The sequence below is a fragment of the Pandoraea aquatica genome, assembly GCF_902459565.1.
GTDB lineage: Bacteria > Pseudomonadota > Gammaproteobacteria > Burkholderiales > Burkholderiaceae > Pandoraea > Pandoraea aquatica.
On sequence record NZ_CABPSN010000009.1, the window covers coordinates 171,096 to 183,178 of the forward strand.

Annotated in this window: 13 protein-coding genes; 12 read left to right on the plus strand and 1 reads right to left on the minus strand. The window is 64.7% G+C overall.

What is annotated here, in order from left to right:
• Window positions 1-17: 17 nt before the first annotated feature.
• The 5 genes from fliK to PAQ31011_RS23260 all read left to right on the plus strand — a co-directional run bounded on the left by fliK (window position 18) and on the right by PAQ31011_RS23260 (window position 3,528).
• A complete protein-coding gene (gene fliK / locus PAQ31011_RS23240) occupies window positions 18-1,430 on the plus strand; it encodes a flagellar hook-length control protein FliK (protein ID WP_150578042.1) in 1,413 nt (470 codons plus the stop codon).
• Complete coding sequence (locus tag PAQ31011_RS23245) at window positions 1,427-1,795, plus strand: EscU/YscU/HrcU family type III secretion system export apparatus switch protein (RefSeq protein ID WP_150578043.1); 369 nt, start codon at window positions 1,427-1,429, stop codon at window positions 1,793-1,795. Before fliK ends, PAQ31011_RS23245 begins: the two co-directional genes overlap by 4 nt.
• Window positions 1,796-2,026: 231 nt before the next feature.
• Window positions 2,027-2,482, plus strand: coding sequence for a hypothetical protein (locus PAQ31011_RS23250; protein WP_150578044.1), 456 nt, complete (start codon window positions 2,027-2,029; stop codon window positions 2,480-2,482).
• Complete coding sequence (locus PAQ31011_RS27035; RefSeq protein WP_150578045.1) at window positions 2,479-2,763, plus strand: type II toxin-antitoxin system RelE/ParE family toxin; 285 nt, start codon at window positions 2,479-2,481, stop codon at window positions 2,761-2,763. Before PAQ31011_RS23250 ends, PAQ31011_RS27035 begins: the two co-directional genes overlap by 4 nt.
• A 27-nt stretch (window positions 2,764-2,790) precedes the next feature.
• Window positions 2,791-3,528: a P-loop NTPase family protein gene (locus PAQ31011_RS23260; protein WP_150578046.1), complete on the plus strand. Its 738-nt coding sequence runs from the start codon at window positions 2,791-2,793 to the stop codon at window positions 3,526-3,528.
• A gap of 84 nt (window positions 3,529-3,612) precedes the next feature.
• Here PAQ31011_RS23260 and fliE read toward each other — a convergent pair whose 3' ends face one another.
• Window positions 3,613-3,948, minus strand: coding sequence for a flagellar hook-basal body complex protein FliE (fliE, locus tag PAQ31011_RS23265; RefSeq protein WP_150578047.1), 336 nt, complete (start codon window positions 3,946-3,948; stop codon window positions 3,613-3,615).
• Window positions 3,949-4,308: 360 nt separating this feature from the next.
• Between fliE and fliF the strand changes: the two genes are divergently transcribed.
• The 7 genes from fliF to fliL all read left to right on the plus strand — a co-directional run bounded on the left by fliF (window position 4,309) and on the right by fliL (window position 12,077).
• Window positions 4,309-6,006, plus strand: a complete 1,698-nt coding sequence (gene fliF, locus PAQ31011_RS23270) for a flagellar basal-body MS-ring/collar protein FliF (RefSeq protein ID WP_150578048.1) — start codon at window positions 4,309-4,311, stop codon at window positions 6,004-6,006.
• Window positions 5,993-6,991 (plus strand): flagellar motor switch protein FliG, encoded by a 999-nt coding sequence (gene fliG, locus PAQ31011_RS23275; RefSeq protein WP_039393995.1) that lies wholly within the window; start codon window positions 5,993-5,995, stop codon window positions 6,989-6,991. The genes fliF and fliG overlap by 14 nt, the downstream gene beginning before the upstream one ends.
• A 19-nt stretch (window positions 6,992-7,010) precedes the next feature.
• The gene (fliH, locus tag PAQ31011_RS23280) at window positions 7,011-7,670 is read left to right on the plus strand and encodes a flagellar assembly protein FliH (protein WP_150578049.1); all 660 of its coding nucleotides are present in this window, start codon (window positions 7,011-7,013) and stop codon (window positions 7,668-7,670) included.
• The gene (fliI, locus tag PAQ31011_RS23285) at window positions 7,664-9,385 is read left to right on the plus strand and encodes a flagellar protein export ATPase FliI (RefSeq protein WP_246179747.1); all 1,722 of its coding nucleotides are present in this window, start codon (window positions 7,664-7,666) and stop codon (window positions 9,383-9,385) included. The genes fliH and fliI overlap by 7 nt, the downstream gene beginning before the upstream one ends.
• Before the next feature lie 12 nt (window positions 9,386-9,397).
• Window positions 9,398-9,850 (plus strand): flagellar export protein FliJ, encoded by a 453-nt coding sequence (fliJ, locus tag PAQ31011_RS23290; protein ID WP_150578050.1) that lies wholly within the window; start codon window positions 9,398-9,400, stop codon window positions 9,848-9,850.
• A 19-nt stretch (window positions 9,851-9,869) separates the two neighbouring features.
• A complete protein-coding gene (locus PAQ31011_RS23295; protein ID WP_150578051.1) occupies window positions 9,870-11,315 on the plus strand; it encodes a flagellar hook-length control protein FliK in 1,446 nt (481 codons plus the stop codon).
• A gap of 327 nt (window positions 11,316-11,642) precedes the next feature.
• A complete protein-coding gene (fliL, locus tag PAQ31011_RS23300; RefSeq protein WP_231965115.1) occupies window positions 11,643-12,077 on the plus strand; it encodes a flagellar basal body-associated protein FliL in 435 nt (144 codons plus the stop codon).
• Window positions 12,078-12,083: the final 6 nt, after the last annotated feature.

The window sequence follows — 12,083 nt, forward strand, 5'->3', positions numbered from 1 at the left end:
GCATCTCGGAGTAAGGCATGGCCGGTCTCGACTCGGTTCTGGCCACGACACTCGCACGGCGGCTCGACACGTTGCTCGGCGTGGGGGTGTCTTCAACGACCGCGCCCAATGCCATCGCCGGCTCACAGCCGACGGGCGACGCCACTTCCGCCCTCGGCGACCTCGCCACCAAGACCTCACCCACCGCCGTTGCGCTCGGCAATGCGACGTCGCAGACAGCGGCGCGCACGCCGACCCCGGTTCAGCAGGCGACGCTGTCCGCCGCCGCGCGCACCATCGACACCATTCTGCGGCTTGCGCCCGACTCGCCCGGCCCCGTACAGGCGAGCGCACCGGTGTGGCCTGCCGCGCCCGGCACGGGTGCCCCGGCACTCGCACCGCTGGTCGCCGCTGCGCTCAAAGAAGCGCTGTCGGCGAGCGGACTCTTCTACGAATCCCATCTGTCGCAATGGGCCTCGGGCAGCCGCTCGTTCGAGCAGTTGCAGGCCGAGCCACAGTTGCGCTGGCCGGCGTCCGCCAATCTTGCAGCGCAGTTACGTGCGGCTGGTGCAGATGCCACGTTGCCCGGCCCCGGACCTCTGACGCGTCTGCTCGGCCCGGCGGGCGGTGAAGCTGCGCTGGCCACCGGCTGGCCGACGTTGAGCCCGTCGGCACTGGCATCGTCATTGCCCTCGGCCACGCCGAATCCCACGCCTGCGCAACCCGGTACGGGCGCACAGCCGGCGCAGGGCGACGGCACCGATGGCGGACTGCGCGCCAGCGCGAATCTTCCGAACACCGCGACTGCGCTCGCCCATGCCGCGAGCGTGGCGCATACGACCAGCAGCGTGCTGCCGACGGGACATGACGGCGGCGACGCTGCACTTGCGGCCAACGGCACGTCGGCGAACGCACAGCAGCACGGTGCGGCGGGCGCGATTGCGGCCGTCGCGAATACCCCGGCCGAGAGCGTAACGCTGGTCCGTCAGCAACTCGACATGCTCGTTAATCCGCAGTTTCAGTGGAACGGCATGGCATGGCCGGGCGCGCCGATGGAGTGGCGCGTCGAAGAGCGTCCCGGGCAGCAAGCGGCGGGAGAAGCCGCTGCGCCGTCGACGTGGCATACCCATTTGCGTCTGACGCTGCCGTCGTTGGGCACGATCGACGTCACGCTGGGCTTATCCGGTCAGCAGTTGCAGGCGCGTGTGCTCACCGACTCGACGGCGACCACCGACGTGCTGTCGAGCGAAGGCGAAGACCTGCGCCACCGGCTGGCAGCCGTCGGCCTGATCGCGAGTCAGTTGTCGTTCGGTGCGCTGGACGATGCGGGTGAGGTAGTGACGCACGGGGGGGATATCGCTGTGTCCGGTGCGCCATCCGCCGATGTTGAAGTCGCTGAGCTGCCCGTGCCCGTGACCGATACCCCGCCGCAAACCGGAGGTGATGCATGACGTTGCCACCGGAACGCCGCACGGCGGTCGCGCTCGCCTACGGCGCGAAAGATTCGGCCCCGCGTGTCGTGGCAAAGGGTTACGGGTTGCTGGCCGAGACTATCGTGCGCACGGCGCGCGAGCATGGCCTGTACGTGCACGAGTCGCCGGAGCTGGTGAGTTTGCTGATGCAGGTCGACCTCGACCAGCGAATTCCCGCGCAGTTGTATCAGGCCGTCGCCGAACTGCTGGCATGGCTCTACAAACTCGAAGCCGGACGTGGCGGCAAACCGCCCCCGCTCCCTCCGGGCATCCTGCCCCCGGACGTCCCGGCCGAAGCATCCGCCGACACCCCGCCACCGCCCGTCTCCTCCCCGTCCGCCTGACAACGCAGGCACTAGGTCGCACCCTGCGCGCTAAATGCGTGTGTGGCGTGAAGTATCCGAATAGCGCTCCGTACGCGTTCGCACTACTCGCTTGATTCATCTAGGGATTTGGCGCTTTCGACGCGCCAGGATTCGACGCGCCCGTCCCATCGTTCGCGGATGGTCAATAGCATGAGTCTTCGGGTGTTCACGCGGAACGCCCGTGTCCACTGATCGCTTTGACGGAAGACCATGCAACTCACCACCTTTACCGACGCTCGTCGGTCCGGCGCAATGCCCTGCGCCTCACATTTCATTTCGCCGCCTATGCCGACGCTCTCGCACGACGCGTTTCTCGATTGGATCGCCGCAGAGAAGTCCGGTGTGTTCGCGGTGTCGGAAGCGGAATTCTGGCGACTCGAAGTCATCGTCGACGATGAGATTCGATTGCTGGCGGATACAACGTCAACTGCCCCAAGAACCTTTGCAACGTTGAGCGATGTCTCGGATTTCCTGCTCGTCGTCGGCATTTCCGAATTCTCCGTGATCCCGAATCCTTCGGCGTTACGCGCGGCGGACTACGACAACTGGGTCTTGCAGGCGATTCAGGAAGCCGTTCGCGAGGCGGATGCTCCCGACACTGAGTGGATTGCTAACGAAGAGGTCGAGGAAGCGACCAGAAACCTGACCGAGGGCAATCACGAGTGATCCCGATCGTCTGGACACGCCGTGCAGCGAACGAACGTTATGACGCCTATCGGTATTTGTTGCCGAAAAATGCCGCAGCCGCGGGTCGCCAGTCTCGCGAGGTCTCCGCGCAAGTGCTGTGGTTTCAACGTTACCCAAGCCTAGGTCGACTTGGCCGTGTCTTGCGGACTCGTGAATTCCTTATACGACGGACGCCATATCTCGCGATCTATCGCCATCGAGTGGATCTGTCACGCATCGAAATCATGCGATTTCTGCACGGTGCTCAACTTTGGCGTTGACCGGAATTAGCTACATCTCTCTTCTCAATGGAAAACGTGCAAAGTCCACATCCCTCTGAAACGTCGGCGAACCGCCTCGCCTTTACCCAACACGAAGATATCCGAGAGGAAGTTCGTATCTGCATTGAACGACTGCGTCTGGGCCGCCATTCGAATGCACAACTGCTTGTCGGCACCTACGATGCTGGTAAATCAGCAATGCTTGACCGCTTGCATCGGGATATCGAGCATCTAGGTGCCATGACCATCTGCATACCGATGCCTGGGAGCTGCAAGCTTTCCGATCAACTGGTCCCTTTGATTCATATGGTGCTCACGCGCTTAAGCAAGGTGCCCGCCGCACGCGACGAAGTCGCGCTTGGCTTGAACGAGCTTGCGCGTTTTGTGCATCGCATGAAGGTCCCATATGGCGAGATTGATGGCGCGTATCTCGACTCGTTCGAATTGGCGCTCCCGTTTTTCGGCCGCCTGGAAGTTGATCTGTGTGCGCTATTGGCGCAGGTGGGACTTGCTGCGCAGGCGGCAAAATCAGTACTCGCCATCGTTATCGACGACATGCACCTGATGTCCAGATACGAGAAGGTCTCGCTGCTTTACGCCCTTCACCGATGTAACCAAAAGGGCCTACCTGTCACGGTGATTGGAACAGGCCTGCCCGAGATCCTTGGGCAACTCAGCAGCGAGGCAACAGGCTACGCAGAACGAATGTTCGAGGTGACATATCTCAGTCCCCTGAACGATATGGACTTCTCGGTTCAGGCGTAACCCTTCGATGTCGGCGATCTAGCAGGAGGCAATAAAAAAGCCCCGTCAAAGACGGGGCTTTCTCGACAGCCATTCAGCCAGCCATCAAACCTGCATATTCATGACGGTTGTGTAGGCCGAAACGAGCTTGTTGCGCACTTGCAGGCTCATCTGGAAGCCGATGTTGGCTTTTTGCAGGTCGACCATCACGTCGTTCAGCGCCACGCCCGGCTCGCCCATTTCGAAGGCCTTGGCCTGCGCTTCGGCACCGTTCTGCGATGCCGACACGCGCTTGAGCGACGCTTCCAGTTCAGACGCGAAACCGCCCGTCTTCGACGCGGCACCCGCGCCGACACTGGACGTGCCCATGATCGAGCCCGCCGCCTGCGACGCTACGCCGCCCAGCTTTTGCAGTACCGATTCGATCCCCGGAATGGCCATTGTGCTTGTCCTTGCTTATGTCGATGCGTCGATACAACAACCCCGGCAGCCCGCGAAACACCCGCCGAACCCACCGGATTGCCTTTTATCAGTCACGTCGGAGCTTACCACCCCTTGGCAAGCCCTCAATAGCTTAATTAACGGGAAAAGACCCGCCTAATCCTTAGAACGATTCCACATTCGCCATCGAATAATCAGGACCATCGGCATCGTGCGCACCCGCACCAAGTTTCTTTCCAATCCTTAGCAACTTGAGGATGCGCGCCCGATGCCACGCGTACCCGGAGAATTCTGTCGCATGTTAGTGAGCACTTCCACCGCGATGACCGTCATCACAACGCCCCTGGCGTGGAGCCGCGCATGAACGCCGCCACCCAGACGGCTGACGCCGCCGCCAAGCCGCCCCTGCTCGCGCAGCTACGCTCGCGTGAGCGCCTGCCGTTGCTCATCGGCGGCGCGGCCATCGTCGCATTGCTGATCGCCGTCTTCCTGTGGAGCCGTGCCCCCGACTACAAGGTGCTGTACAGCAACCTGAGCGATCGCGACGGGGGTGCCATCATCACGTCGCTCCAGCAGATGAACGTGCCGTACAAGTTCGCCGAGGGCGGCGGGGCCATTCTGGTGCCGTCCGAACAGGTGCACGACGTGCGTCTGCGTCTGGCCTCCCAAGGCCTGCCCAAGGGCGGTCTGGTCGGCTTCGAACTGATGGACAACCAAAAGTTCGGTATCAGCCAGTTCGCCGAACAGGTCAATTACCAGCGCGCCCTCGAAGGCGAACTCGCCCGCTCGGTCGAATCGCTTTCCGCCGTGTCGGCTGCCCGCGTGCACCTCGCGATCCCGAAGCCGTCGGTGTTCGTGCGCGAACAGCAAAAGCCGAGCGCCTCGGTGCTGGTCACGCTCTACCCGGGCCGTGTGCTCGACGATGCGCAGGTGAGCGCCATCGTGCACATGGTGGCGTCGAGCGTGCCGGAACTGCCCGTCAAGAACGTGACGGTGCTGGACCAGAACGGCAATCTGCTCTCCGCCCAAAGCGGTAATGCGCTGGGTCTGGACGCCAGCCAGCTCAAGTACGTCCGCGAACTCGAACAGTCCTACGCACGCCGCATCGAGGCGATCCTGAACCCGATCGTCGGGCCGGGCAACGTCCATGCGCAGGTGACGGCAGACGTCGACTTCAACCAGGTCGAGCAGACGTCCGAAAACTACAAGCCGAACTCGGGCGAACAAGCCGTTCGCAGCCAGCAAAGCAGCGAAGCCTCGCAGATCGGCGCGAACGCCGCCGGTGGTGTGCCGGGTGCGCTGTCGAACCAGCCGCCGGGTCAGGCCACCGCGCCGATCACGCAGCAACAGCAACAACAGCAGTTCGCCCAGCAGGGTGCCAACCCGGCCAGCGCCGCCAGCGCCCCGCAAGGCCCGCGCAGCGACCGCAAGGACGCCACGACCAATTACGAAGTCGACCGCACGATTCGTCACGTGCAGCAGGCGACCGGCGGCCTCAAGCGTCTGTCGGCAGCGATTGTCGTGAACTACCGTCCGGGCACCGACGCCAAGGGCAAGCCCGCGATGGTGGCGCTCACGCAAGCCCAGCTCGACCAGATCCAGAATCTCTCGAAGGAGGCCATCGGCTTCTCCGGCCAGCGCGGCGACACGATCAACATCGTCAACAGCGCATTCACGGTCGAAGAAGATCCGGAAGCGAACCTGCCGTGGTGGCGTCAGCGTCAGAACATCGAACTGGCCAAGCAAGTCGGCAAGTGGGTGCTGATCGGCCTGATCGGTCTCTATCTGTGGTTCGGCGTGATTCGCCCGGCCATCCGCAAGCACCTGACCCCGCCGCCGCCGGCCGAGCCGACGATGGCAGGCGCAGGTGGTGCGGGCGGCGCAGCAGGCGCCGAGGGCGGTGAAGGTGAAGGCGCAGACGGCGAAGCCGGCAAGCGCGGCGAACTCAGCGCTTACGAACGTAACTTGCAGTACGCGCGTCAGGTGGCGCGACAGGATCCGAAGATCGTGGCAACGGTAGTCAAAGCATGGGTGGGTGGTGGCGATGAGCGCGGCTGAGGGACTCCAACGCAGCGCCATCCTCCTGATGTCGCTGGGCGAAGATGAAGCGGCGGAGGTCTTCAAGTACCTCGCGCCGCGTGAAGTGCAGAAGCTCGGCGCAGCGATGGCTCAGCTTAGACAGGTCACGCGCGATCAGATCGCCGACGTGCTGCAGGACTTCGTGCTCGAAGCGGAGCAGCATTCGGCGCTGTCGCTCGATTCGTCCGAATACATTCGCTCGGTGCTCAACAAGGCGCTGGGTAACGACAAGGCCGCGGGCCTGATCGAACGCATTCTGCAGGGCGGCGATACGAGCGGTATCGAAGGCCTGAAGTGGATGGACTCGACGGCCGTGGCCGAACTGATCCGCCACGAGCACCCGCAGATCATCGCGACGATTCTGGTGCACCTCGACCGCGATCAGGCGTCGGAAGTCCTCGCGCTCTTCACGGAGCGTCTGCGTAACGACGTGGTGCTGCGTATCGCCACGCTCGACGGTATCCAGCCGGCCGCGCTGCGCGAACTCAACGACGTGCTGACCAAACTGCTTTCGGGCAGCGAGAACATCAAGCGCAGCCCGATGGGTGGCGTGCGCACGGCGGCAGAAATCCTTAACTATCTGGGCGGCGTGCACGAAGAATCGGTCATCGAAGCCGTGCGCAACTACGACTCGGACCTCGCGGCGAAGATCGTCGAAGAGATGTTCGTGTTCGAAAACCTGCTCGACGTGGAAGACCGCAGCATTCAGGTGCTGCTCAAGGAAATCGAGTCCGAGTCGCTCATCATCGCACTCAAGGGTGCACCGTCCGAGCTGCGCGAGAAGTTCTTCAAGAACATGTCGGCCCGTGCGGCCGAACTGTTGCGCGAAGACCTCGAATCGCGCGGTCCGGTCCGTGTCTCGGAAGTCGAAGCCGAACAGAAGAAGGTGCTGCAAGTCGTGCGGCGCCTGGCCGATCAGGGCGCCATCATGATCGGCGGCCGCGGCGACGACGCGTACGTCTAACGGAACGGGGCCCGCGCGTATGTCGACCATCATCCCGAAGGAACGCCTCTCCGCCTGGCAACGCTGGGAGATGGCGTCGTTCGACCCGCCGCCGCCCCCGGCCCCGCCGCCGCCGCAACCGCCCAGCCCGCTGGACGATCCTGCACTCGTCGAACAAATTGCCGCGTGGCGCGAAGAAGCACGCGCCGCCGGACACGCCGAAGGCTACGCTGCCGGTCATGCGCAAGGTTATGCCGCAGGCCAGGCCGAGGGAAAGCAAGAAGTCGACACGCGTGCCGCACAACTCGCGGATATCGCGCATGGCTTCGGCAACGCCGTGAACGCCATCGACCGTGAAGTCGCCGAACCGTTGCTCGGACTGGCGCTCGACATCGCGCGTCAGGCATTGCATCAGACACTCGCCATTCGTCCGGAAACGCTGCTGCCGATCGTGCGCGATCTGCTGGCCAACGATCCGCTCACGGGCTCCCCGCGTCTGCTGCTCAATCCGGAAGACGTCGAACTCGTCGAATCGCATGTCGGCGCAGAACTCCGTGCCGCCGGCTGGACCGTGCGCGCCGATCCCACCATTGAGCGCGGCGGCTGCAAGGCCGAAGCCGCAAGCGGCGAAGTCGATGCGACCATCGCGACCCGCTGGCAGCGCGTCATGGCGGCACTGGGCAAGGATCTGCCATGGTGAACGCCGAACTCACCCCGCTCTCCGCACATGCGCCGGTGCTGCCCAGCACCGAGCATCCGCATGACGAGGCGACGCCGTCCACGCCCGCCCCGGCGAACGACGGCACCACGCCTTCCGTGCGGTTGTGGGATGAGATCGACACGCACACGGTGCAAGCCGGTGCGTTGCAGCCCGACGATCACGATCACGACGCTGAGACCGACGTCGAAGCTGCCGCACAAGCCAGTGACGACACCTCAGCGCAAGCAACGCCCGAGACCGATGTTGGCACGTCGGCTACCGCAGCACAACAACCGCACAACGCACTGAACGCCCGCGAACTCGCGCGCGATGCCCACCTGCGCCGCTGGCAGAACACGTTGCGCGAGCGCATCGCGCACGTACACGCCGTCGAGCCGACACGCCGCTGCGGTCGCCTCACGCGCGCCGCCGGTCTGGTGCTCGAAGCCGTCGGCCTGCGCTTGCCGGTCGGTGCGGGCTGCCTGATCGAACTGCCGGTTCACGACGCCTCGCGCGAACCCGCCACGGCGGAAGCGGAAGTCGTCGGCTTCGGTGGCGACCGCCTGTTCCTCATGCCGCAAACGGAAGTTGCCGGCCTGCTGCCCGGTGCGCGCGTGTTCCCGATGGAACCCGCTGCGGACGGCCCGCTCCCGTCGCAACGTCACAACGGCAAACGTCTGCCCGTGGGCGAAGCCCTGCTCGGCCGCGTGGTCGATGCCGCAGGTCGCCCGCTGGACGACTTCGGCCCGCTCGGCATGACCGACAGCGCCTCGCTCGCGTCGGTGCCGATCAATCCGCTGGGCCGCGCGCCCATCGAGTCGGTGCTCGATGTCGGCGTGCGCGCCATCAACTCGCTGCTCACCGTGGGACGCGGTCAGCGCATGGGCCTCTTCGCAGGGTCGGGCGTCGGCAAGAGCGTGCTGCTCGGCATGATGGCCCGCTTCACGCAGGCCGAAGTGATCGTCGTCGGACTGATCGGCGAGCGCGGACGCGAAGTGAAAGACTTCATCGAGAACATTCTCGGGCCGGACGGCCTGGCGCGCTCGGTCGTCGTGGCCGCACCGGCCGACGTCTCGCCGCTGCTGCGCCTGCAAGGCGCGGCCTACGCCACAACGCTGGCCGAGTACTTCCGCGATCAGGGCAAAGACGTGCTGCTGATCATGGATTCGCTGACCCGTTACGCGATGGCGCAACGCGAAATCGCACTGGCCATCGGTGAGCCGCCTGCCACGAAGGGCTATCCGCCCTCGGTGTTCGCCAAGCTGCCCGCGCTCGTGGAGCGTGCCGGTAACGGTCCGGACGGCGGCGGTTCCATCACGGCGTTCTACACCGTGCTGACCGAAGGTGACGATCAGCAAGATCCCATCGCCGACTCGGCCCGCGCCATTCTCGACGGGCACATCGTGCTCTCGCGTCAGCTCGCGGAGTCGGGTCACTACCCCGCCATCGACATCGAACAGTCGATCAGCCGGGCGATGGCCGCGCTCATCGACGACGCGCAGTTCGATACGGTGCGCCGCTTCAAGCAGATGCTTTCGCGCTACCAGCGCAACCGCGACCTCATCAACGTGGGCGCGTACGCGCCGGGCAGCGACCCGATGCTCGATCAGGCGATCGAGCTGTATCCCCGTCTCGAAGGCTTCCTGCAACAGGGAATGCGCGAGCGGGCCAGTTATCCGGACGCCGTGCAGCAGTTGCGCGGACTGTTCCACTAATTGGAGGCGGCCATGAATTCCAACCTGCCCCTCAAGTTGCTCATCGAACTCGCCCAGAAGGACGTGGACGAAGCTGCGCGCCTGCTTGGCGAGCGTCAGACGCAACGCGCCGAAGTCGAGCGTCAGCTCGAAGCACTGCGTCAGTATCGTCACGAGTACCGCACGCGCATGCAGACGGCAACGATTCAGGGCATGGCGGGATGCGACTGGCGCAACTTCCAGCAATTCATCGATACGCTCGACACCGCCATCGGACAGCAGGCCATGCTGCTCCAGCAAGCGGAAGAGCGTCTCAACGTCGCGCGCCGGGAATGGCAGGCACAGCAACGCCGCCTGAACTCCTTCGGCACGCTCGCCTCGCGCGAAGAAGCCCGCACCGCTGTGCGTGTGGCACGTCGCGAGCAGAAAGAAAACGACGAGTACGCCGCGCGCAGCCTGCGCCGTCGTGCCGAATCACCGATTTGAAGGAATTGAGGAGCCCACTATGTCGATTCTGAGCTTCCTGACCGATGCCGCCGGCGCTGCCCGGCAAGCCGTGAACCGCGCCGGTTCGTCGAGCAGCGACGACGCCAGCGTGCTGCCGTTCTCCACGGTGCTTTCGCAGCAAACACGTCAGACCGTCCAGCCCTCGGCCAGCAGCGCGAATAACAATGCCGCGCAGCAGGCCGGTCAGACGAATTCGTCCAACGGCTCGTCGAGCAGCACGAAGTCGACCGAAAACGCGTCGTCCGGACAAACCGGTCAGACGGCGCAATCGGGCCAGACGGGACAGACAGGTCAAACGAACGCTTCGAACAAGCCTTCGAAATCGTCGAACGCCGACGATGGCAAGGACGAGGAAGACGACACGCAAACGGCCACTGCTGCCCCGGGCGATCCGGCCGCCGCACTGGCCGTCGCGCTCGCTGCGATGAACAACGCGCCGCTGCAAACCGCCACACCTGCCCCGGCAACGCCGACGGGCGATGCGGTCGCCACGGCCACCGACGGCAAGCCGGGCACCGGCGCAGCCATTACCGCTGCCGTCGCAGGTGCAATGCAAGCCGCAGGTGCCGCACAACTGACCGGCCAGCCGCCGGCCGGCACCAATGCGGATGCCACGCCGGCGACGACTGCCGCCAACACCGGCGCGCCGGTCAAGAGCACCGTCACGCCGGCCGCCTCGACGACCAGCCCGACGGGCGGTATCTCACTCGACACGCTGGCGAAGAACGCCACCACCGCACACGCTGCAACGACGGCCCAGCCGGCGGCGACGGACGCGAAGGCCGCCACGCCGGTGGCCGCTACCGACGCGCAGGCACAACAACGCATGGCCGACGCACTGGCGCAGGGCAACCGCGACGCCGCCTCGCAGGCCGCCACCGCAGCGTCGCAAGCTGCCGTGCAGGCTGCCCAGAGCGCCACCCCGGCCGTCGACGCCCAGCCGCAGTTGCAGGCGCAGGCCAACCTGCCTGCCGCCCTTGCACTGAACGCACGCGTCGGCACGCAGGACTGGAACAACCAGCTTTCGCAGCAGGTGGTGTGGCTCTCCAGCGCCCATGCGCAGACGGCCCAACTGAGCCTGAATCCGCCCGATCTCGGCCCGCTGCACGTGGTGCTAAACGTGGCGAACGACTCGGCACAGGCCATGTTCGTCTCACAACACGCCGCCGTGCGCGACGCCGTTCAGGCCGCCCTCCCGCAATTGCGCGACAGCCTTGCCAACAATGGCATCGCGCTCGGCAATGCGACCGTGAGCAGCGACAGCTCTCAGCAGCAAGCCTTCGCACAGCAAAGCGCCAACGGCAATGGCGGCGGGAACGGTAGCGGCAATGGCAACGGACGCGGTACGCCGGGCTTCGGCCAGACGGCGGACGACGCCCCGATCGCCACCACCGTGAACGTCCCCGTGCGCGCGAGCAACGGCTTTGTGGACACGTTCGCGTAAGTATTCCTGAGACTGCCGCCGGCCTCATAACAGGTACATAACAGGTGTATGAGCGGCGCAGAAGTCGGCGCAAATCGCCATGCCATGCGGGCTGCCCGCCGTCGCCGACCTTGCGACGACGTGAAGCAGCGCCGCAGTGTGGCGGCAAAGTACCCTAAAGCAAGCGGGTTTTTCTGCCGTTAAGACAAAGACGCGAGTTAGACGCGATTGTCCCTTCTTTTCGGCCGATCACCCCCAGGCGGGTTGGCCGACAATCACTACCCAATAGCAGGCGAATACATGGCAAATCCCGCACCGACGCAAGCCGCGGCTCCCTCCGGAGGGGGCATGCGCAAATGGATTCTGTTGATCGTGGCGGTAGCGCTCATGGCAGCGGCCGGCGCGGCAACGGCCGTGTATTTGCTGACCGGACGTAGCGAAGCGGCCAAAGCACCGCCGCCCCCGCCGCCGCCCGTGTTTGTCGGCATGGATCCGTTCACGGTGAACCTCTCGGGCGAAGACGGCGAGCGTTACCTGCACATCGGCCTCTCGCTCAAGGTGGCAGATGCCGAAACGCAGGCCCGCATCACGCAACATATGCCCGAAGTACGCAGCCGAGTGTTGTTGTTGCTGTCGTCGAAGCAGCCGCAGGATCTCGCAACGATCGACGGTAAGCGCCGTCTGGCGAGCGAAATCCGCGCGTTGGTCGCACAGCCGTTCGCAGCCAACATGCCGCAGCAAGCCGTGGGCGACGTCCTGTTCACCGCGTTTGTAATTCAGTGAGTGATT